This is a genomic window from Streptomyces sp. NRRL F-5630, assembly GCF_000719475.1.
Taxonomy (GTDB): Bacteria; Actinomycetota; Actinomycetes; order Streptomycetales; family Streptomycetaceae; genus Streptomyces.
Genome location: NZ_JOGO01000014.1, coordinates 1 through 21,839 on the forward strand (window position 1 = coordinate 1; position 21,839 = coordinate 21,839).

Here is a 21,839-nt window from a genome sequence, read left to right on the forward strand (position 1 = left end):
CGCATGCACAACCTCGCCCTCGCCGGATAAGCGAGCGGGCCGTACAGAGGCCAGCCATGACCGAGGCAACCTGAAGATCATTTACGGGACAACACTTAGGAAGAGACACAGCGGTCCCCAGCGGCTTTCTGTGAAGCGCCGACTATTCGGGATTCGGCTCCGGCATACTGGGTTCCCCAAATATTCGGGTGGGCGTCCTGCGCCCGACCCGCTCCCACCAGAGTCCTGCTACATCCATGAACTGGACAGTGAGTCGGATATCGGTAGCACCGGCAGGAGCGATTCCCTCATCTGTTCCGCTCTCCCAGCCTTCCGGAGCGTACACGGGGCCCCAGGACTGTTCCATAAGCGTCAGTTGCCGTTCCCCACCAGCAGGCACATCGTAAAAGACCCGTTCGTCTTCGTCCGACCACCGCACAGCAGAACCCTGCTCGCGTCCACCATACGTCGCGTCTACTCGAATGATTCGCAGTTCGAGCAAGGGGTCGGAACTATGATTCCTCACAATCCCACGATTTCCGCTGACACTCGATATAACCAAACGCGCCTGCGCCGCAGATCTGTCGTCGCTGTCCTTTCGGCGTGCTCGTACCTCGAAAACGCCAAGCCCAAGGGCGACCAACGTGGCACCAGCAGTCGCGATCGCGCTCGCCGCATCCCAAAAATCGCTCACTACTTTCTACGCCCCCATCTTCACGGCCGCCGAGATACGCAGCAACTCCGCCGTACAGCCTAGTCGTTGGGGCGTCTAGCAGACTTCCTCGGCATGGCCAAACCGCGTTTTACACAGATCCTCTCCCCAGCGCGGCTTCAGGCACAGGGCCTTCATGGTGCCGCGGTGGGAGTTCATGTTGTCGATCACGATCACTCAGCGGCCGACCGGGGCCGTTGTCGCCCTCGGTGGCGACGGCCTGGCCCAACAGCTGTTGGAGCGCGCGGGCTTCACGCGTCACGCGGACTGGCACGGCCTTCGGCACCGGCTCGCGGCCCAGATGGATCCGTCTCTCCGGGACTCGATCACCGCTCACGCGGTGGACATGCTCACTGCGGCACGCTACGAGGTCCTTTTCTCTCCCGGCCTCGGTGAGCGTCTCCACCCGCTCGGGGACCGCATCCGGGATCTGTCCGATGCCGTACGGGGCGCCGAAGGCGGCGTCGCCCTCGGCAATCACCTCCGTCAGCTCCTCGACCCGGAGCACGGTGCGCTGGTCCGCGTGCAGGAGGCGGTGCAGGCGGCGGCCGAGCAGGTGAAGGACCTTGCCCCCGAGGCGTACGAGTTGCCGGATCGCCTTGAGGGGGCGGCCGATCTCCTCTGGTCCGTCTCGGAGGACCTCAAGAGCGTGCCTGCCGAGACCGCCTCTCTCGGACCGATCGTGACCCCGGCCCGGGGCACGGCAGTCCGTGCTTCGCCGGTTCAGACTCTCGGACGTGGTGCCAGCGAACCCGTTCTTCCTCCGGTTCCGCCTCCTGCGGCGGGACGAGGCGGTTGTGTGCGGTGACCGTCGCCCTCCCCTCCCTCTCCCGTCCGAGGCTGTACGCGGTGCGGGCGACGGACGCCCTGGCGAGTACGCTCATCACCTACGCGATCCCGCTGCTCGCCCTGCTCACGACGGGCTCGCCCGCGCTCACCGGGCTCGTCTTCGCCGTGGAGTGGACGCCCCGGATCGCGGCCTTCGGTATCGCGGGCGGCCTCGCGGACCGGTGCGGCCCCGCGCGGGTACTGCGCTGGGGAAACCTGGTGCGGGCCGGTTGCTTGTGCGCCGCTGCGGCCGTACTCCTCGGCGTGCATGACGACCGAGGCCGTACGACGACGGTGCTTGTCCTCGGCGCGCTCAGCGGATTGCTCGCGGAGATCGGGTTCGTGGCCTCGGAAGCTCTCGGCGCGGAGGCGGCGCGCCACGCGTCCGTCCCGCACCGGGTCCAGGCGAGTCTCACCGGGATCGACATGGGGGCAGGGCTGGCTGGGCCCGCTCTCGGTGGACTGCTCCTCCTCGCGGGACCGGTGCCCCTGCTCCTGAGCGTCACCGCTCTCGCGCTGGCGACGAACTGTCTCACGCCGAAGCAGATGGGCGCGCCCGCCCCGCCTTCTCGCGCCGGAGGCGGGCTGCGAACCGGCTGGCGGACCTTGTGCTCGATCCCCGCTTTGCTGTGGCTCGTTGGAGGCTTGGCGGCCTCGAATGCCGCGACGGGGCTCGTGCAGGCCGCCGCGCCGATCGTGGTCGTCGAGCGCTTCGATGAGTCCGCCGCGCACCTCGGTCTCGTGTGGACGCTGGCGGCCCTCGCCTCACTCGGCGTCGTCTGGGCCGCTCAGCGGCTCATCACCCGCTGGGGGATATGGCCTGTAGGCGCTGCCTCGGCCGGGCTCTGCACCACCGGGTGCTTCGCCGTCGCCGTGGCCCAGGACTTCGGGTCCTACGCGGGGGCCGTGGCGGTGATGATGGCCGCCGAGGGGGGCCTGACCGTGGTGCTCCGGACCCTTCGCGCTCGGCTCATCCCGGCCTCGGGCTTCGCGTCGACCCTCTCCGCGTCGATCATCTGCGTCCTCGTGCCCCTCCCCGTGGCCGGCCTCGTCGTCGGAGCGGTCCCGTCCTCCCACCTGGGGACCGTGGTGACCGTCTGCTCGCTCGTCCAGGGCGTCGTGCTCGGGGGCGCGCTGTGGCGGCTGCGCACGAGCGACCTCCGCTCCGCCCGTACTTTCTGAACTACCCACGCTCAAAAGGAACTTGGAGTATCACCATGCCCTTCTCTCCCTCCGCTCTGCCCGTCCTCGTGATCGTGGGCGGGACGGACGAGACGTACCGCGGGTACTGCTGGGAGTCGGCCGCCGCCGAGCACGACGTCGTCGTCATCGACGCCGTGTCTCCTGCGGGGCTGGTCGGCGATCTCGTCGTCGACCACGAGATCGCCGACCCGCGCGACACCGACGCCGTGGTCGCCGCCGGTCTGGCTCTCGCCGCGCGTCATGAGATCGGTGGTGTGCTGACGTGGGACGAATACGCTCTCCTCCCCGCCGCCGCCCTCACCGAACGGCTCGGGCTGCGCGGCAACTCCGTCGAGGCGGTGCTCGCCTGCCGGGACAAGGGAACCACCCGTCGCCTCCTCGACGAGGCCGGCGTTCCCTCGGCCCGGTCGGTGCGTGTCCAGTCGGCGCACGAGGCGGCGCAGGCCGCCGCCGCCATCGGCTACCCCGTCGTCTTGAAGCCGGCCTCCCACGCCGCGAGCATCGGCGTGATCAAGGTCGCCCACCCCGAAGCACTGCGCGCGGCGTGGGAGTTCGCGAATACGGGAGCCGGGGAGCAGGGTCCCGAAGGGTACGGAGTGCTCGTCGAGGAGTACCTGGACGGGCCGGAGGTCTCGGTGGAGTGCATGACCCTCGCGGGCGAGAGCGTTGCTCTCGCCGTCACGCGCAAGGAGGTCGCCTTCGCGCCCTTCTTCGAAGAGGTCGGCCACACCGTGGAGCGCGACGACCCGCTTCTTCCCCTCGTCGCCCCCGTTGCCCGGCAGGCGCTCGCGGCGCTCGGTGTGACGGACGGGATCTCGCACGTCGAGATGCGCGTTACGAAGAACGGGCCGCGCATCATCGAGGTGAACGCACGTATCGGCGGCGACTGGATCGGACGCCTGGTGTGCCGGGCGACCGGCCTTGAGCTCCCGGGAATCGCCGCCTCGGTGGCGGCGGACATGACGCCTGACCTCATGCCGACCCACCACGGTGCGGCGGCCGTACGCCTGCTCTACCCGAAGGCGTCCGGCACCCTCACCGAGCGGCGTCTCGATGCGCTTCGCGCCTCGAACAGCGGTGAAGGGCGCCTTCGCGAGTGGGGCTGGCTGCGCGACGCCGGAGACCGGGTCGCGCTCCCCCCGAACGGCTCCCTCGACGAGGCACGCATCGGCTACCTCATCACCTCGGGGCCCACTCTCACCGACGCCGTCACCGCGCGGGACGCGGCAGAAGCCGCGCTCGTGCTCCAGGTCGAGCCCGAGCCCGCGCAGTAGAAGAAACGGCCCCATACGGCCGCCCAGCTCAACCCGCCGCGCCTACGAGGAACTTGTGATGCGCAGACCGCAGCAGGCAGCACGCCCCCGTCGCCGCCCCACCTGGAGAATCGTTTGCGCACTACTCGCCCGCCCACCTCCACTACTGGCACCGACGCGGCACTTGTCGCGCTGCTCGGCGCCGTCGGTGCCGGCCTCACGTACGGCACCTTGGCGTACCTCGTGGGGAACGCCGTCAACCTCGCTGTCGGCCAGCGCGGTTGGTCCTCCTTCGCCCCTGTGGAGGCCGCGCTCCACCCTGACGTCCTCTGGCCGCGCGTGCCGCCGCTCGCCCTCCTGGTCGGTGCCCGGATCGTGCCCGGCGTTCTCACCCTCGCGCTCGCCGCGCTCGCCGCCCTGGTCTGGATGCGTGTGACCTCCGGCCGCCGCCAGGGGATGGCCACGCGCAGGGACGTGGCCGCCCTCGCGGGCAAGGCGATCGCACAGCGGGCCATCTCGCTCCGCCCGAGCCTGAAAGACCGGAGCTGGAAAAGAGGTGCCCGCCGCGGACCGGGGTGTCCGTCTCGGGGTCCTGGGCCGTACCGAGCTGCGGGCGAGCTGGGAGGACGTGATCGTCGCGATCATGGCACCCCGCTCCGGCAAGACGACAGGTCTCGCGATCCCCGCCATTCTGGATGCCCCCGGGCCGGTCGTCCTCACCTCGAACAAGGCCGCTACCGACGCCTTCACCACGACGTACGAGGCGCGGGCTGCCGTGGGGACCGTGTGGACGCTGGATCCCCAGCAGATCGCGCACTTCCCCCGGCAGATGTGGTGGGACATTCTCGATTCGGCGAAGGACTTGGCGGGCGCGAAGCGCTTGGCGGGGCACTTCGTGGCCGCGTCGGTGGACGAGAACAACAGCAACGACTTCTGGTCGACCGCCGCGAGCAACACCTTGGCGGCGCTCTTCCTCGCCGCCGCCTCCGCCGGGCGGCCCGTGACCGATGTCCTGACGTGGCTCGCTTCGCCCTCGGACCGCACCCCCGTCGACCTGCTGGCCGACGCCGGCCACCACGCCGTGGCCGCTCAGCTCCAGGGAACGGTGTCCGGTGCCGTCGAGACCAGGGACGGCATCTATGAGACGTCGCGCCAGTACGCGAGCTGCCTCCTCGAACCAGAGATCGCCGCGTGGGTCACCCTCACCCCAGGGCTGCCCGAGTTCCGCCCGTTCGACTTCGCCCGGTCCCGGGACACGCTCTTCCTGCTCTCCAAGGACGGGGGCGGGAGCGCGGCGGCGATCATCGCGGCTGCTGCCGACTCGGTGATGCGCGCGGCCGTCGCCGTCGCCGAGCGCAGCGGAGGCAGGCTCGACCCGCCCGCCCTGTGCGTACTCGACGAAGCCGCGAACGTCTGCCGCATCAGCGACCTCCCCGATCTGTACTCGCACTTGGGAAGCCGAGGCGTTCTCCCCATCACGATCTTGCAGAGCTACAAGCAGGGCAAGCGCGTGTGGGGCGACAACGGCATGGATGCCCTTTGGTCGGCCGCGACGATCAAGCTGGTCGGCTCCGGCATCGACGACATCGACTTCGCGGACCAGCTCTCGCGCGCCATCGGCGAGCACGAAGTGCAGACGACCTCCGTCTCGCGCTCCGAGAGCGGCACGTCGACGTCGGTGAGCATGCGCACCGAGCGCATCCTCCCCCCGGACCAGATCCGCGCCCTCCCGAAGGGCAAGGCACTCGTTCTGGCCACCGGCACGCGCATCGCGCTCATCGATCTCAAGCCCTGGTACGCGGAGCCCTCGGCCAAGACCCTCGGGCCCGCCTCGGACGCGGCCACCGCCGCGATCACCGAGCGGGCCCTCGCCAAGCTCACCCAGGACGACTTCGGAGCATGCTCATGACCACACCACCCCTTACCTGGCCGGCCGCCCCTGCCGAAGTCGAACACGCTCGCATGACGGCGATCACTGTCCTGCGGTGCCTCCCCCGGCATGCCACCACCCCCGCGCGCGACGTGATCGTCGCGGAGACCGCACGAAACCACTGGGGCCACCCACACCTTCTCCCCCTCATCGAAGCGCAGGCCGCTTTCCTGCTCGCGCGCGCTATCGACCCACGCGTCTCCCACGCGCTCGACGGGCAGCTCCCGGGCGCACTGGACCGCTTCGACCACGCGCCCACGAAGGAGCGCCGCAAGTGGCTCGACGCCGCCGTGCGGAAGGAGGGGCCCTGGCACGACAACGCCGTGGATCTTCCACAGCGGGGGCCCGGCGCCGTTCCGCCGTCCTGGCTCCACGACCGGCACCTGCGTGATCAACTGGCGACTTCGGTCTCCGTCTCGATACGGATGACGGCTGAGCGCTTCGGAGCCGCCGAGGGGACGCTCGTCCGCCCAGGCGACCGGCCGCTCGGCATGGCGGTCCGGGGTGTCGGCGAGGGTGTCTGCGACGCGATGGGGCTCGCCGAAAAGTGGGTTCCGTTCGTCAAGTCCCAGACGGAGCACGCGATCGCTTCCGCGGCAATGACCGCCTATCTCCTGTCGAACGACTACGGCCCTCTGGACCGCCCGGCCCAGAGGATCTTCGACGTGCTGGGAACGTTCGAACCACGGTCGGTGGCCCGCGTCCTCACCGCCGCGCGCGACGGCTTCCATCCGGACGCACCGTCTGCTGCTCCGTATCCGGCACCTCGGTCAAAGGCGGCGCGAGCCGATGCTCACAGGCCCAGCACAGGCGACGCTGTCTCCCGCCCCGATTCGCCGTCCCCGAACCGGCATCACCGATGAACGCGCCGATGCCCGAGAGGCCGTGGGTCGACCCGCTGCTGCGCGCCGAGCAGGCCCTGCTCGGCGCCGTCCTGCTCTCACCCTCCCAACTCGACCGTCTCTCCTGGCTGCATCCCGACGATTTCCACTCCCCCCTCCACACCGCTCTGTTCGCTGCCGCACAGGCCCTGGCTCCCGCGAAGCCAACGGACGCGGAGCCCGTCACTCTCGCCTGGCCGCAGGCGATTCTCGGTGAGGCACGGCGGCGCGTGCGCGGGCTTTCGGCTCCGTACCTCCACGACCTGATCAATTCCTGCCCGTACACAGACCACGCTCCGGTCTACGGGCGCATGGTCCTCGAAGGCTCCCTCCACCGCTCCGTGCTCCGCCACGCCACCGCCGCACGACAAGCCGCACGGGAAGTACAGCGCTCCGGCCTGAACACAGCACTCAGCGCCAGTCTTCGTCGCGTCGATGCCCTCGCTGAGCATCTCGACGCCGTGGGACGGCGCTGGGGAGCGCCTCCCCGGGCCAGGGGGCGGGTGCCGGCCTTCGACGACGCGGTGCGCTCGCCGCTCAACCTCCCCGTCGAGCACGAGCGTGACCTCATCGCGGCACTCCTCGAACGAGGAAGCACCTCCCAGATGAAGACGATCTCCTGGCTCGAACCGGGCGACTTTGCCGCGTACGGGGATCTGTTCACCTGCGCACGCGCTCTCGCGCACCGGGGAGAGCCCGTCGACACCCTGACGCTGACGTGGGAGGTCCGTCGGCGCGACTTGCTCTCGCCCGAGAACCGCCACCGCCTCGACGCCGTCAGCCGTGGACCGGCAGCGGGTTCGCTCGACTGGCTCGGCGAGCGTGTTCTCGCCTCCGGCCTGCTCCGGACCATCGACATCGCCGCCGACCGAGTCCAGAACATGGCCGGTGACGCCCGGTGCTCCCCCGCCCGGCTCGTGCACCACGGGCACCTGGCTCTCGAAGCGATCTCCTCTCCCCGCAACCGGCACGAGAAGGCACGTACGGGAGTTGCGCCCGCCGTCGGCCGGACGCGGGAAGAGCGGATCCGCGAGGCAGCCCAGCCCGGCCTCGCGCGCGCCCGAAGCCGCCCCGCTGCAACGAGCGCCTCGGCCAAGCCCTCCTCTCACCCCTCAGCGCGCTCGAAGGAGGGACACGCCCGATGACCTCGCCCCTGCGCAAACCGCCCCCACGAGCCTCGACGACCGGCGCGCGCCCGGTCGGCAGCCTCTGCTCCGGTTACGGCGGCCTGGACCTGGCCGTGGAGAACTTCTTCCACGGCCAGGTCATCTGGCACGCCGAGACCGATCCCGCTGCCTCACGCGTCCTGGAGCGGCACTGGCCCGGGGTGCCCAACCTGGGCGATATCCGCACGGTGCCGTGGCCCGAGGTTCCACCCGTGTGCGTCCTGACCGCGGGTTTCCCCTGCCAAAGACGTCTCGGTCGCCGGTCCGCGTACCGGTCTTGCCCCGTCCACCCGCTCGGGCCTGTGGCTGCACGTCGCGCGCGCCATCGAGGCCCTCCGCCCCTGTCTGGTGGTGATCGAAAACGTCCGAGGACTCCTCACCTCCCCCGCCGCTCCCTCTCGCCACGTGGAACCCTGTCCGTGGTGCGTGGGAGACCAGGCAGATCCTGGTCTGCGGGCACTCGGCGCCGTACTCGGCTCCTTGGCCGACCTCCGGTATGACGCGCGATGGCTCGTGCTACCCGCTTCCGCCATCGGTGCCCCGCACCGGCGCGAGCGCGTCTTCCTCGTCGCCCGGCCTGGCTCCCCTCTTCAAGACGCCGACGAGCAACCTCGGCTCGAACGGGGGGAGCCAGCACCCCGATCGCCGTCGAGCCGGGGGCCACGGACCGAATCTCCAGGACGAGGTCGAGCACCTGCTCCCGACGCCGAAGGCCAGCGACGGCCCGAAAGGCTCACCCCGGTAGCCGCGCTCAGCTCGACGCCGGGCAAACCGAGTTGCCCTCGCAGCACCAGCAACTCGGCTCCGTGCCGCAACCCGGCCCAGAGCGGCAGTGGGGCCCGTACGCCGCCGCCATCACCCGGTGGGAGCGGCTGACTCGTCCGGCGCCCGCGCCCACCGTCGAGGGCCGCCTGCGGCCCGAGTTCGTGGAGTGGATGCAGGGCCTCCCCGCGGGCTGGGTCACGCACACACCGGGTCTCGGCCGTCCGGCCGCCCTCACGCTGCTGGGCAACGGCGTCGTCCCGCAGCAGGCCCACGAGGCGCTGCGTCTCCTCGTACCGGAGTTCGCGTGCGCGCACGGCGAGCACGCGGTGCGGTAGCGACCTTCTCTACCTCCTCCCCCACGGCATGGCCAAACCGCGGTTTCTGCGGACCCTGTGCTCTCCCCGAGCCGTAGGAGGAGTTTTGACCGAGGAGAACGTCGGGCCTGATCCGATACCGGACGAGGTGCGTCTCGACGACGACGAGCTGGCGGATCTGCGTTCCGCGCTCCAGCGCAAGATCGAACGGGCCTCGGGTGGCACCGACGGGGCAGTCCCCGCCCTGGAACCGCTCGTGGAAGGCGAGGAGGAGGGGGAGTCTTTCTTCATCCTCGCGCTCGGCGGCGAGGAGTACGCGCGGGAGCTGGAGGGGCTCACCGCCTGGGTCGAGTACCTCCTGCTTCCCGTGTACGGCAGGGAGATCAGCGCCGCACGACCGTGGTGCCCCGACTGGCGCGAGCACCCCGAGGCGGTCGCCCGTCTCCACGGGCTTTGGCTGGCCTGGCAGTCGCTCACCGACATCGAGGCGGGCCTGACGGGGCCGGCTGTCTGGCACCGCGACCACCTTGACCACGTCATGGCCCAGCTCCGGGCCGCAGACGGGCCGTTCGCGGCGTGCACCACCAACGCCGCCCGTCCAGCTCACCGCCTCCTTCCCTCCCCGGCCGACCTGGCGGACGCATGAGGACCGCCTTCTCCTTCCGCCTAGAGGGCCTCGTCCCCGACGAAGGGGCGACGCTCTTCTCCGTCGATGCCCCTCTGGAGACAGACCTCGAACCACTCACGGAGCACCACGACGCGACCGCTACCGGCACGACGTCGTGGTACTTGCTCCACGACACCTCAGCCGGTTGGGCCGTCGCCGGCCAACCGCCCCTGCTCTCCGCCCGGGTCGAGCGGGCACCCGAGGCCGGCCTGTTCCGCATGGAGCACCAGCGGCACACCCTCGCCCCGCTCGCTCAGGCATGGCTCATCGAACGCGGCTGCCCCGGTGCCGCTGCCGTCCGGCTCGCTGACGGGCTGCCCCGGCCCGGCGACCCCTTCACGGTCATCGCGGAGAACCGGTTGCGGCAGAGCCGTTTGCGGATCCTTGAGCAATGGCACGGTCAGGACGAGTCCTGGGTCATGGGCATCGACAAGGCCGCCCGCACGCGCCCCCTTCGGGTCTTTCTGGAGACGGCACGAGCCGACACCTACTCCCTCAAGGAGGGCGCGTTCGCGTCCACGACCGCCGCACGGACCTGGCTCCGCGGGGACCGGCGTACCCCTCTGCCTCCCCCGCCTTCGCCGAACCTGCGGGTCCGAGCAGCACGCAGCCGCTCCTCGTACTCCCCAAGCGTCCCGGCGTACGGCGAGGTTCCCCCGCAGCTCGGCGGGCGCGAGCGGGGGCGGTCGCTGTGACGGCGCGGTACGGATTCGCCGCGCACCCCGACGCGCTGCTCGACTTGCGCAGGCTGCCGGAAGAGATCCGCAATCGCGCCCTTCTGGAGCTGCAGCGCCTGGTCCACGGCGAAGGCACAGCCCATCCGCTGCGAGGCGCGCTCGACGGCGCCCACAAGGTCGTGCTCGATCCCGAGGCGCGGTGGCGGCTCGTCGTCGAGTACCGGGACACCCGCTACGACCTTCACCACGACCAGGAGGTGGTCCTCATCGCGGCGGGTCCCCGCAGGGGCTACACCGTCTACCGCGACGCCCAGCTCCGCCTCGGCCGGATCAACGAACGAGACGCCCCCTCCCCGGAGCAGCTCGCCGCCGCGCGGGCTCGCTCTCCCCACACCCTGCGCGCACGCAACGGCCGCGAAGCCGCTGCCTCGCCGCGCACCGAGCTGCACCGCGCCGCAGCCCCCGCACGCAACCGCTGAAACGAGAAACCGTGCCCGCACTCTCAACCACCGAGGACCTGGCCGCCCTGCTGAATGAGGCCGCCGACAAGGTGGCCGCAATCCTCACGGCCCCCTACCCGACCCCGCCCACGCGCTCCTACCTCCATCCCGTCCTCGGCCCTCTGGCGGCCGGCCCGCAGGTGGCAGCGCACCTGTCCGAGCGGCTCGACACCCTCATCGACAACCCGGGTCGTACCCTCGCCGACCTCTTCGCCCTGTCCAGCCTCGCCTCTGCTCTCGGCTGGTACACCGAATCCCTCACCACCCTGATCAACGCCGTCGAAACGATCTGCGACAACACCGGCCTGCCCGAGGGCTCCCCCGACGCCTTCCCTCTCCCGGCGTCGACCGCCACCACGCACCACACGCTCCCGCTCGCCTCCGTCCGGGCAGCCGCCGCCCTGTGCGACATCCCGCCCGAGCGCTACGCCGGTGCACTCGCCTCCGCCCTTGAGGCGGGGGCCCGGCTGGACACCGAGTGCGAGGAGATCGCCTCCGGACTCCGGGAGGACGCCAAGTCCCTCCATACCCCGGAGAGCCTCGCGCCGGGCGGCCCCGAATCCCTTCCCCACCTCGTCCGCGCACTGCTTTCCCCAACGGAGACCGCCGTATGAGCCCCCAGACGACGAAGCAAGCGACGGACGCCGGACAGGGAATCGGCAAGATCGCCCCCCGGTGGACGACCTGGGTCGTGCAGACGCTGGAGCAGCACGGTCCCCTCCGTCCAGGCGCCCTGGCAAAGCACCTGCCCTTCGTCTCAAACAGCATCCTCGCCAAGCGACTGACGCGCATGGCTGCCGACGGTCTCATCGAATCCGCGGCGCCGCGCAAGCCTGTGGCCCTCACCCCCCTGGGGGCCAGCCTCCGCGACGTCCACAGCGCACTCGGGGACTGGTCGCGCCAGCACGACCTGCTCGACCCGCCCGCACCGGAAGCCGAACGGGTCGAGGACGCTCTCCACCACCTTGCGTACAAACACCTGACCCCCTTCCTCAACCACCTCGCCTCGAACCCAGGTGCGACCATCACTCAGCTCGCGCACGCAACTGACCTGACGTACGTAAGCGCCCAGTACGGAGTCGACCGGCTCTGCGCCAGTGGAGTCCTCGTGGAAGAAAACGGAGGGCCCCACGCACGGGGCAACCTCTTCCTCACCCGTGCCGGCGTGGACGCCGTCGGCTTGCTCGACCAGATCGCCTCGTGGAACCAGCCGAAGCCGCTTGCCCGGATGGCGGTGACGCCGAGGCACCCCCTCCTCCGGACGACGCCTGTACCCACCACGCCCCACCGCGCGGACGCCGTGCGAGTTCCGCCGCCCGCAGCACCAGAGTTCAGCCACCTCGAACACGTCACCCCCTGGTCACTGCCCCGCCCGCCTGCCGGTGCCTCGGTTCGCCGATGACTGGACCGCACTCCGGGAACAAGTCGTGGGCGGAGTACAAGGAGCGGCCGGGTTGTCTCGCTCCGCCCAGGCACAAGCCCTAACCTCGCGCTTTCATGAAGCGGGCTGTCCGACGGGTGGTCAGGAAAGCGAGAAGTGCCTCTGACCAGCAAGAATGAGGATTGTCGAGGTCCTTGTTCCTGCCACCGCCGGAGGCACTTCCCAGGTGAAGAAGCGTATCGGGTCCTATCCACGCGTCCGTCGAGGGCGGAGGCCGTGGGGTGGTGTCCGAGGCCGGGGCCGTGCTGCTGGTCGAGACGGTCCGCAAGACCGGGCTGGACCGGGCGATATCGGCGGCGCTGGCGCCGTGGCGACGGCCGCGGGCGGTGCACGATCCGGGGAAGATCCTGCTGGACGTGGCCCTCGCGGTCGCGTTGGGCGGGGACTGCCTCGCGGATGTCGGGACGCTGCCGGCCGAGCCCGGCGTGTTCGGGCCGGTGGCCTCCGACCCGACGGTCTCCCGGCTCGTCGACGCCCTCGCCGCAGCCGGGCCGAAGGCCCTGTCCGCGATCAGGGCCGCTCGGGCCGAAACACGTGAGCGCGTCTGGAAGCTGGCCGGCACTGCGACGCCGGATGCCGCGGGACACGTGATCGTGGACCTGGACGGGGTGCTCGTGCTGGCCCACTCCGAGAAACAGGACGCCCCCGGGACCTGGAAGAAGACCTTCGGCCACCACCCCCTGATGGGCTTCGTCGACCACGGAAGCGGCGGGACCGGTGAGCCGGTGGCCGGCCTGCTCAGACCGGGCAACGCAGGCAGCAACACCGCCGCCGACCACATCACCACGGCTGGGCTCGCCCTGGCTCAACTGCCGAAGAAGTACCGGCGCGGGCGCCAGACGCTGATCCGCACCGACTCCGCAGGTGGCACCCACGAGTTCGTGGCCTGGCTCGCCCAGCGCGGCCGGTGGCTGTCGTACTCGGTCGGCATGACCATCACCGAGCAGATCCACCAAGCCGTCCTCAAGGTTCCCGCCACGGCCTGGACGGCAGCGATCGAGCCCGGCGGCGAGATCCGGGACGGCGCCTGGGTCGCCGAACTGTCCGGCGACTTTCTGAAGGGCTGCCCGAAGGGAACGCGGCTGATCGTCCACAAGGAACGGCCCTATACCGGCGCCCAGTTGAGGATCACCGACGCCGACGGACTGCGGCTGACCTGCTTCGCCACCAACGCCACCGGCATACCGATCGCGGCACTGGAACTGTGGCACCGCCAGCGGGCGCGGGCCGAGGACCGCATCCGGGCCGCGCGGGCCACCGGCCTGCGCAACCTGCCCCTGCACGACACCGCGCAGAACCAGATCTGGCTGGAGATCGTCCAGCTCGCCCTGGACCTGCTGGCCTGGATGCCGATGCTCGCTCAGACCGGCGAAATCCGCAGGCGGGAGCCCCGCCGTCTCCGGTTTCTCCTTCTCTCCGCCGCCGCCCAGATCGTCACGACCGCCCGCCGACGGTATCTGCGGTTCGCAGGCCACTGGCCCTGGACCGACGTGATCACCGACGCCCTGGCGCGACTCGAAGCTCTCCCGAACCCCGCCTGACCAGCACGTTCCCGTCCCCGCGAGCAGCACCACCCCGACCGGAGCGTGGAACCCGGCGCACACCCGACGCGACAGCCGGGCCATCAGCTTGCCCGCCGCCAGCTCGAACAACCGAAACGGCCCGCCGAAGAAACCGACGGGCCGTCACGAAAGATCGAGGCTAATCGGAGCAGCCTCCACTGACGAATCGAGGTTGGGCGTGGAAAGGAATTCACTGAAGGAGGCGAACACCTCCCTCAACGGCACAAGGGCCTTGTCCGTTTCGCACTCCGACCCCACACCGGCCGGTCGCCCGATCAGTGGCCACCCTGAAAACGCTCAATAGATCAAACGCCCTCTTGGAGGCAGGTGGCAGGATTGATCGCTTTCACCACGTGACCACCCGTAGCCCCCTCCCTGCAGTTCCAGACAGAAAGACCATGGAAATAACCCACATGCAAACCTGAACGGTGAGTCTCGCAAATGGGCCAGACGATCCTGTAATGACTCATAATAAATTCTTGGACCCCTTCTGCCATGGTGCCCAAGATTTCTTCCCAATCCGGCGTCGAGACTTCCTCGGATTTGATCCTAACAACGCCGACCGGCCCGGTTTCTGGGTCGATCATATAGTCGATGTAGCAGTACTCCTCTCCGGTTATTTTTTTTCCAGTTTCCTCTTCTGCTGAATCTTTGACGACCTGGAAAGCCGCCCTGGCCATCGAGAAGGTGCGCGAGGTCCAAAGTTCGCAGAAATTTTCCTCTGAGATCGCGCCAATCTCTTCGTACAGCTCGGACATCCAGTCCGAAACTTCTTCCGGCAGATCGTCTCCCTGTCGCCATACTGCTCGGAGCATCCTGTCTCGCCAGTCTGCAAAATTTGCCATGCCCCGCCACCTTGCAAATAGAGCGACCCGATCGCATCGAGTCTTAGGAAACGTCGCGCCGCTGGGGGAAGGATGCGATTTTGGTATCCTTCCCCCAGCGGCGTACTTACGAGACTTCTCGGATCAGTCCGCGAAGCCTCAGGTGAAGAGACCGTACACGTTCAGCGTCGGGTTCTTGACGCACACTTTCTGCACGGTGAATTTTCCGCTAAATTCGACGTTGTCCGTCCAGTCGAACCAGAAGGTCATCCCCATAGCCTTGTACTTCCCGCGATCCGACTCCGGCCTACCTTTTCCGTTCGGGACGCCCCAGGAGCCATGGAAGGTGTATGTGCCCGGCTCCAGGTGGCCGTAGTTCTGATTTTTCTTGGCATTGTACAGCGGAAGGACGATGCTGTACACGAACTTCAGCGATCCGTGCTTCTTCCAGATCGCCTTCAGTTTCACGTACCACGTCAGACTGCATTTCGCCTTCGATGAGTTGCAGTTCCGGCTGATTCCGATGGTGTAGTTCTTCGTCGACTTCGTCTGGGTTCGGTATTTCAGCTCGCCACTGGTGTCCGACTGACCGATCGGGTCGGCGGGGTAGACGTAGGTACTGGTGTTGCCCCCGTACACCGGATCGGCCTGGAGAAAGCGTCCGGTGGCGGGATCGTACATTCGGACACCCATGAGGGTATAACCGGCGAGGCCGTCCGTGGCGCGCTGGTAGGCGCCCAGGGATCCGTACTTCGCCGCGGCGGCGGTGGGATCGAGCGGATTGCCGTACTCGTCATAACGCTGGACGGTGGCGGTGGCGGTGTCCAGGTCCATCTGGACGGAGATGTCGCCGTGCAAGTTGGCCAGTTGGAGAGCCACATCGCCGGTGGCACTGGTAGTGACGGCGAGACCGCCAGTGAGATCCGAGACGTGGCAGCTGACCGCAGAAGTCGAGCCGACGGTCGTGACCGTCCAGGAAGGAGTGTCGCAGCCACAGCTGTAGTGGTTCACCGTGGTGCTCTTGGTCGACCACGTCGTGCCGCTGTCGGTGGTGGTCGCGGTGGTCGACGAGGCCAGGCGACCGGCGGCGTCCAGCCCCCAACTGGTGCGGGTGTCTCCTGCGGTCTCGCTGGCGACCAGGTCATTGGCGTAGTAGCCCAGGGTGTTGCCGTTCAGCTTGGTGGTGCGACCGAAGGCGTCGTACGTGTGGCCCTCAGCGGTGAGGCGGTTCGCCGTGTCGTACTGGTACGCCTTGGTGGAGGTGGTGGCGGTACCGTCGGCCCCGGCGAGGGTGGTGGTCAGCGAGGTGCGATTGTCATCGGCGTCGAAGGCGTAGGCGCGCGAGGTCGTCGTGCTGCCGTCGTCGTCGTTGGCCAGGGCCAGACGCCCGGGGGCGTCGTACTCGTAGGCGGTGGACAGGGTCCCGCCGTCGGTCTGAGCGTGGCCGGCCTGCTTGCCGTGGATGGTGTACGTCGCGGAGTCGGAGAGCACGGTTGTGCCTTCGGAGTCCGTGTAGGTCACAGAGGTCTGGCTGCCCGCTGTGTCGAACGTCCTGGCCAGGTTGTAACCGCCAGGAAGGGATTCACCCGTGAGTGCGCCGTCGGCGTCGTAGGAGAGGGCCTTGGACGTCCCCGCGACCGAGTCGGTGACGGACAGCGCTTGGCCGGTCGTGTCGTCGTAGGTGTAGGACGTGGTGGAAGGCGCCGAGTCGGATGCCGTCACCGGGCGGTCGAGAATGTCATAGGTGTAGGAGGTGGTATTGCCCGCTCCGTCGCTGTAGGAGACCGTCCGGCCCAAGGCGTCGTACTCCGTGGTGGAGGTCTGCCCATTGGTGGTGGTAGTGGCGACTTGCCCGGTGGACGCGTCGTAAGTGATCACCGTGGCCGGGGTACTTGTTCCAGCACCGCCGGTGACAGTCGTCTTGAGCGGACGCCCTGTCGGGTCGGCCGTGGTGGTGGTGGTGCGGGTCACCCCGTTGGCGGACTCGGTCTCGGTGACGACCTGGCCCCACCGACCGTAGGCGTAGACGGTGGTAACGGCCTGATCCGGGCTGCTCCCCCCGCCGGTGATGGTGGCGGCCGGAGTCGTCTTGCAGAGCAGGCCGTCCCACTCGACCGAGGCGCAGGCTCCTGTGGTGTCGGCATCGTAGTAGGTGTACTTCAGCGTGCCTGCGTCCGCGCCGGTCGATCCGGGAGTGCGGGTGGTCGCTACCCGGCCCGCGTCGTCGTAGACGGTGACCATGGAGGAGGACTCACCGCCGCCGGTGGTGGCCAGCACCGCGCCCGTGGACCAGTCGTAGGTCGTGGTCGTGGTCTCGGTATCGGCATCGGTGGCGTAGCCGGCGATGGCCGCACCCGTGGTGGAGGAGGTGACCTGGTCGGAGACCGCCGCGTCGGCGGGGGCACCCTGGTCGTAGGTGTAGGAGGTGTGAGCGCGCGCCTGGACGACTGTGCCGGCGGCCAAGGTGGACTCGCTGGCGGAACCGGTGAACTTCTCGGCCAGGGTGATCTGGTTCAGTGGACCGTACTCGTCCGTCAGGCGCGTACCGTCGGCGGAGTACTGCAGTACAGTCCCCAGCTGCTGTGCACGTTCAGCGGTGGACAGATCGGTCAGGCCGAGGGCAGCCAGTTCTGCCTCCGCGTCGGGGGAGGTGCCCAGGGCGAGCGCCCGGTTGGCAGCGGTCAAGCTGGCCACCTCATTGCCGAGCAGGTCGTACTCGCTGGTGGTGATCGCACCACCAGGACTCACGTTGTTGCTCTCCTCTCCGTTCGCGTTGAGGTAGCTGATCGTTGCCCGGCCGTAGTCACTGGCCTTCAGGGCGCTTCCGGTGTTGAAGGCCGGAACACTGGTGGCTGGGAAGATCGCGGTGGCATCGGTCGGAGCCTCGTCCTGGGCCCACGTCGCGACGGTGTCCGCGTCCATTGGGTACGGAGCCGAAGCACCAGACAGAGGCACGTCGTAGACCACAGTGGTCGTTGATTTGCCGGACACGGTGGATTTCGTCCCCTTGGCCAAAGCCGGGCGGGAGGCCGACATGAGCATGCCCTCACCGGCGGTCAGCGCGGATCCCGCCTTGCCGTAAGTGAAAGTCCAGGGCAGCTCACCGGGGCTGGTGAGAGCGATGACCCTGCCGTCGGCGTCGTAGCCGTAGTCCGTTTTCAGCGCAGGACTGGTGCGGGGATCCCATACCTGGCGGAGATTACCGGACGCCGCATATGCGTAGGAGGCGACGGTCTCAGCAGTGGCGGTAGCGGCGCCGGGATTGGTGGCCCACAGCTTGATCGCCTTGACCTGGCCCGTGTAGTCACCGAGTGTCGAGCCGGTGGCGGTGGTCGTGGAAGCGTAGACGTACTCCAGAATTCGGCAGCCCTTGGTGGCGGGATCCGCTTGGCAGGTGGACGCCTTGACCGCACCGGTTGGGGAGATCACGTACCGGGGGCGGGCGAGGGTCTTGCCGCTGGCGGTCACGGTCTCGGAAACGGTGGTGACTGTGGTGTCGTCGACCGCTGTGGCAGAGGAGGACAACGTCCAGGTCAGCGCCGTGCTCGCTGCCCGGGTGAACACGGTGGTGTTGCCCTCGGTGTCGGTGAGCGTGAACTTCGGGCCGCTGAGCGTGCCGGTGAGCGTCCTGGCCTCGGCCCCGGCCTGCGGAGCCCAGCTGCCGTCCGACTTGATGGTGAAGGCAACGGCGCTTCCGTCGGCGCTGAGCAGTTCCACCGAGGTGTCGGAGGTCTTACGTATCTGGGTGAAATCGCTTGCTTCGCTGGTGACGGACGAAGTCCAGCCAGGGCCGAAGATGTCGGCCTGCCCTTCAGTATCCGTGTTGTTGGCACGGGAAGAGTACGTGCGGCCTACGCTCGCGTCAAAGGCCGAGGCATCGGCGCCCGTCAGTGTGAAGTCGCCTGTGAGCTCGTTGACCTCTCCGGGCCCGACTGGCGTTATCAGCGCGGTGCCCGCGTCACGGTCCAGCGTGACACCGACCGTCTGGGTGTGGCCGGTGGTGGTGCCGTCCGTGAATGCGGCGCGCAATTCGATCACGCCGTCCTCGGCCAGCGTGGAGACCATGTTCCACACGAGCTTGGGGGCTTCTCCATCGGTGACCTTGACCGGCCAGCTGGTGACCTTATCGCCGGAAACGGTGACGTCGGCGACCGGCACGGTGTGCCAGCCGTCGGACTCACCGCGGCGGTACTGCCAGGTCACCCCAGTGTATGAGGCTTTGCCCTTAGCGGACAGGGAAAGGCGGCGAGCGGTGGCGTCGCCGTCGGACGGAGCGGTGACAGCTGATCCGTCGGCACCGACTCCGAAACTGTAAGCAGTGGGGTCTCCTGGCGAGATGTTGCCGCCCGAGTCGACGGTCTTGGCGTAGAGCGTGTGCCAGCCGTTGTCCGGGGTGATGCTCACGGTCAGCGCGTCGCCACCGGAACCATTGGTGGTGTCCAGCTTCTTGTTGGGCACCGCCTTGTTGTCCAGGCCCCAGAAGTATCCGGCTCCGTCCGTCGATTCCGTGTTCAGCGTGCAGTTCACCGCTGCATCGGACTTGGCCGACCAGCTGTTCACGGCGTACTTCTCACAGCTGATGGCGGGTGCGACAGGCTTGACGGTGTTCAGTTGGAACGTGGTGTACCCCGACCAGGGCCCGTAGTCCGTACCGTCATGCGCCCGCGCGCGGACCCGTAGAGCGGCACCAGCGGGAAAGTCCTTGTCCCCGGGTACCGTCAGAGTCGCGGTTGAACCGGAGGTCACGGCCGAGGACGATCCGGTGTACGTGTACGTGGTGTTCGCTGCCGCCGGGTCGGGCGTGACCTCGAACTCGGCCTTGGTCTTGGAACCGTCAGGGTCGGTGACCTTCGCACTCAGCGTGGGATTCAACGACGTGACGTACCGCTTGCCGTTGTAGGCATTGACCTGCGCCGGCGCAATCGCGTTCGAGGCCGGTACGGCCGGGTAGGAGTTGTAGGTGACGGTGAGATGAGGTTCGCTGGAACCGTCGCCCGAGACGTAGTTCGCCGAGCGGAACCGCCGCCAAGTGGTGGAATCCGTCTCGCTGGCGCCCGCGACGCGAAGGCCGTAGTTGGCCGCACCTCCCGCCCAGGACTGCACGATGGCGTCTATGTCGAAGTTGACCGTGCCGGCGGGGCAGGAGGAGTTCCATCCCAGAGCGGCCTTGTTCGTCACCGCCCCGGTGGCCGTGGTGGCTGGCTGCGCCGCCCACGTGATAGCGGAGGACGACCAGTCAGCGGTGACCTGGCGCACCTGCGTGCCGGCCCCTGTGGTGGCGCAGGTGGAGGAGTAGTCCGAGTACAGGGCAAGGTTGGTGTCGGTGATGTGCTTGCCCTTGAACGCAGTCACATCGAACTTCAGATAGGACCGGGCTTTGGTCGTACCCGCGTCGTAAGTGCCCGACTTCAGCTCCGTGGAGGAGACCTGGGAGTCATTGTAATTGGTCGCCACCCAGGTGTCTGTGGACGCCGCGAGGGTCGAGGTGGGATCCACGGTGACGGGGTACGTCAGATCCCTCTCGAAGTATGCGGGGTCCGGGGACAGTACCAGGGTCTGCGAGCCGTCCTCGGCCGTCTCGATGGTGGTCTCCACCTCGGCGAGGTGCTTCGACTCGCCCGAGCGCTCGTCCTTGGAGGAGTCCCACATCATGGGCGCCGGAGCCTCGGCCGCGAGCTTCCCATCGCTGTCCTTCAGGAGCAGCCGGCCCGAGCTAGCCTTGGACAACTGCAGCCCCTTGGCCTCGATCGGAATCCTGTAAGTCAGCGGATCCGCGGGCGCCTTGCTCAGCAGGACGTTCTGGGCGAACCCCTGAGACAGGGCGGTGACTGTCAGTATCTGTCCGTCACCGATGTCGTATCGCGCGGTGTCGTCCTTCACCGTCGGAGTCGGGAGCTTCTCGTCCCATCGCATCGCGAACGACTTCTCGCCGTCGGAAACCGATGCCAGCCGGGTGTCACCACCGTCGGAGACCCGGATGTCGGCAGCCGCCACATCCGGTTCCAGCGCGGCCCCAGTGTCCGAGAGTGAGGTATCGATGTCCTGCCACCGACCTGAGCCGTCCTTCTGCCGGACCGGCCCCGCGTAGCCGATGGTCTGCAACTCACCAGTGGGCAATGCGTACGTGGTGGCCGTCTCCGTTCGCTCCGAGATTGCCTCGATCTTTCGCCCCTGAGTGCGCGCCATCAGCAGGGCGGCAGCTATAGAGTCCGCCGACGTCGCGGCTGCCTTGCCATCCTGCGAGCCGGTGCTGGCGGACATCAACTGCTCAGCACCTGGTGCAGCAAAGGAGGTCCCCGCTCCAAGTGAGACGAGGGCGGACTCAGCAGCAAGGACAGCAGCAACCCCGAGGGCTATGCGTCTCAGCATCGGCGGTGGCGATGCTGCCCCACCCAGGCGGACGGTGCCGCCCCTGAACTTCTTCATCACGTTCCTTACATAGATGTGAAGTGACCGTGATGTTCGCACGAGCACTGAGTGAAGAAGTCACGGGCGGGTAGAGGGTTTCTGTCCTCAAGGGGCTTGCACGAGTGGCGGTACATCGATCTTCTACAGGCTTGACACCTTGCATTTCATCGCCAACAGGTATGTAGCGACCCCCAAGATTTGTGGAGAATCCCCCGGTTAGGCGTCGCCAAGCTGTGATCAGCGAGAGGACTCCGCGTCTGCCCGCGCTGCCCGTCGACCGTGCGCTCGGCGTGGCGCAGCGCCTCGCCCCACGGATTGCGCGTGATCTGCGGGCCGGGGCTGACCAGAATGGAGCCCATCCTGTACCTGCACCAGCACTCCACCCGCCGCCTACCGGAGGGAACGGCGGAGCCCTCGTGCTCAGCGCTCCCGCTTCCCGTGACAGTCCCATCCGTATCGCGTGGCGCCCTCGGGGAGCCCTGCTGCTCCCCGGCCAGATGAGTCTCCTGTGGGAGCCGGGCGCCGACTCCGGCTGGGACGTCCAGGCGCACCTCGGTCTCGCCAAGGACTCGGTGCTCTTGGCCTCCTGGCCGGCCGTCACCGCTCACTGACCGGAGATCGTCCGCCCCACGCTCTGCGAGGTACGCGGCCTCTTCTCCGCCTTCCGCCTCACGACGAAGGCACTCACGCTCGCGCTCTCCTGACCGACCGCAGGGCCGCCCCGCACAT

At 68.4% G+C, this 21,839-nt stretch carries 13 protein-coding genes and 4 pseudogenes; 15 read left to right on the forward strand and 2 right to left on the reverse strand.

What is annotated here, in order from left to right:
* Positions 1-848: 848 nt before the first annotated feature.
* The 15 genes and pseudogenes from IF99_RS0109170 (at position 849) to IF99_RS0109230 (ending at position 13,857) form a co-directional block, all read left to right on the forward strand.
* Positions 849-1,499, forward strand: coding sequence for a hypothetical protein (locus IF99_RS0109170; protein ID WP_030995880.1), 651 nt, complete (start codon positions 849-851; stop codon positions 1,497-1,499).
* Positions 1,496-2,701 (forward strand): MFS transporter, encoded by a 1,206-nt coding sequence (locus tag IF99_RS0109175; RefSeq protein ID WP_030995881.1) that lies wholly within the window; start codon positions 1,496-1,498, stop codon positions 2,699-2,701. Before IF99_RS0109170 ends, IF99_RS0109175 begins: the two co-directional genes overlap by 4 nt.
* Before the next feature lie 35 nt (positions 2,702-2,736).
* Positions 2,737-3,996 (forward strand): ATP-grasp domain-containing protein, encoded by a 1,260-nt coding sequence (locus tag IF99_RS0109180; RefSeq protein ID WP_030995882.1) that lies wholly within the window; start codon positions 2,737-2,739, stop codon positions 3,994-3,996.
* 114 nt (positions 3,997-4,110) lie between these two features.
* A pseudogene (locus IF99_RS0109185) lies at positions 4,111-5,884 on the forward strand (type IV secretory system conjugative DNA transfer family protein).
* A complete protein-coding gene (locus IF99_RS30650) occupies positions 5,875-6,768 on the forward strand; it encodes a hypothetical protein (protein WP_037826664.1) in 894 nt (297 codons plus the stop codon). Before IF99_RS0109185 ends, IF99_RS30650 begins: the two are co-directional and overlap by 10 nt.
* An 8-nt stretch (positions 6,769-6,776) precedes the next feature.
* Positions 6,777-7,931, forward strand: a complete 1,155-nt coding sequence (locus tag IF99_RS0109190) for a DnaB-like helicase N-terminal domain-containing protein (RefSeq protein ID WP_037826666.1) — start codon at positions 6,777-6,779, stop codon at positions 7,929-7,931.
* Positions 7,928-8,176 (forward strand): annotated as a pseudogene (locus tag IF99_RS35720) (DNA cytosine methyltransferase); the annotation flags it as partial. The gene IF99_RS0109190 and the pseudogene IF99_RS35720, both read left to right, overlap by 4 nt.
* Before the next feature lie 73 nt (positions 8,177-8,249).
* Positions 8,250-8,828: pseudogene (locus IF99_RS35725) on the forward strand (DNA cytosine methyltransferase); the annotation flags it as partial.
* Positions 8,729-9,052: a hypothetical protein gene (locus IF99_RS34285; RefSeq protein WP_010262933.1), complete on the forward strand. Its 324-nt coding sequence runs from the start codon at positions 8,729-8,731 to the stop codon at positions 9,050-9,052. The pseudogene IF99_RS35725 and the gene IF99_RS34285, both read left to right, overlap by 100 nt.
* Before the next feature lie 85 nt (positions 9,053-9,137).
* Entirely contained in the window at positions 9,138-9,677 is a 540-nt protein-coding gene (locus IF99_RS0109205; protein WP_030995885.1) for a DUF4913 domain-containing protein, read from the forward strand.
* Positions 9,674-10,393: a hypothetical protein gene (locus IF99_RS0109210; protein WP_030995886.1), complete on the forward strand. Its 720-nt coding sequence runs from the start codon at positions 9,674-9,676 to the stop codon at positions 10,391-10,393. The genes IF99_RS0109205 and IF99_RS0109210 overlap by 4 nt, the downstream gene beginning before the upstream one ends.
* Positions 10,390-10,854 (forward strand): type II toxin-antitoxin system RelE family toxin, encoded by a 465-nt coding sequence (locus IF99_RS0109215; protein ID WP_030995887.1) that lies wholly within the window; start codon positions 10,390-10,392, stop codon positions 10,852-10,854. The genes IF99_RS0109210 and IF99_RS0109215 overlap by 4 nt, the downstream gene beginning before the upstream one ends.
* Before the next feature lie 11 nt (positions 10,855-10,865).
* On the forward strand, positions 10,866-11,489 hold the full coding sequence (locus IF99_RS0109220; protein WP_030995888.1) for a hypothetical protein: 624 nt from the start codon (positions 10,866-10,868) through the stop codon (positions 11,487-11,489).
* Entirely contained in the window at positions 11,486-12,277 is a 792-nt protein-coding gene (locus IF99_RS0109225) for a winged helix-turn-helix transcriptional regulator (RefSeq protein ID WP_030995889.1), read from the forward strand. The genes IF99_RS0109220 and IF99_RS0109225 overlap by 4 nt, the downstream gene beginning before the upstream one ends.
* 205 nt (positions 12,278-12,482) lie before the next feature.
* Positions 12,483-13,857, forward strand: a pseudogene (locus tag IF99_RS0109230) (IS1380 family transposase).
* A gap of 326 nt (positions 13,858-14,183) precedes the next feature.
* On the opposite strand, the gene IF99_RS33905 reads toward IF99_RS0109230, so the two are convergent.
* Together IF99_RS33905 and IF99_RS35445 are read right to left on the reverse strand one after the other, a co-directional pair.
* Positions 14,184-14,723 carry a hypothetical protein gene (locus IF99_RS33905; RefSeq protein ID WP_158716583.1) on the reverse strand — a complete coding sequence of 180 codons (540 nt, stop codon included), beginning with the start codon at positions 14,721-14,723 and terminating at the stop codon, positions 14,184-14,186.
* A 138-nt stretch (positions 14,724-14,861) separates the two neighbouring features.
* Positions 14,862-20,963: a DNRLRE domain-containing protein gene (locus IF99_RS35445; protein ID WP_051703420.1), complete on the reverse strand. Its 6,102-nt coding sequence runs from the start codon at positions 20,961-20,963 to the stop codon at positions 14,862-14,864.
* Positions 20,964-21,839 lie beyond the last annotated feature (876 nt).

Excerpts from the sequence above, each read along its gene's own strand:
- IF99_RS0109170 (WP_030995880.1), top strand. The coding sequence starts at position 849 with ATGTTGTCGATCACGATCACTCAGCGGCCGACCGGGGCCGTTGTCGCC.
- IF99_RS0109180 (WP_030995882.1), top strand. The coding sequence starts at position 2,737 with ATGCCCTTCTCTCCCTCCGCTCTGCCCGTCCTCGTGATCGTGGGCGGG.
- IF99_RS30650 (WP_037826664.1), top strand. The coding sequence starts at position 5,875 with ATGCTCATGACCACACCACCCCTTACCTGGCCGGCCGCCCCTGCCGAA.
- IF99_RS0109190 (WP_037826666.1), top strand. The coding sequence starts at position 6,777 with ATGCCCGAGAGGCCGTGGGTCGACCCGCTGCTGCGCGCCGAGCAGGCC.
- IF99_RS0109210 (WP_030995886.1), top strand. The coding sequence starts at position 9,674 with ATGAGGACCGCCTTCTCCTTCCGCCTAGAGGGCCTCGTCCCCGACGAA.
- IF99_RS0109225 (WP_030995889.1), top strand. The coding sequence starts at position 11,486 with ATGAGCCCCCAGACGACGAAGCAAGCGACGGACGCCGGACAGGGAATC.
- IF99_RS33905 (WP_158716583.1), bottom strand. The coding sequence starts at position 14,723 with ATGGCAAATTTTGCAGACTGGCGAGACAGGATGCTCCGAGCAGTATGG.
- IF99_RS35445 (WP_051703420.1), bottom strand. The coding sequence starts at position 20,963 with ATGTCCGCCAGCACCGGCTCGCAGGATGGCAAGGCAGCCGCGACGTCG.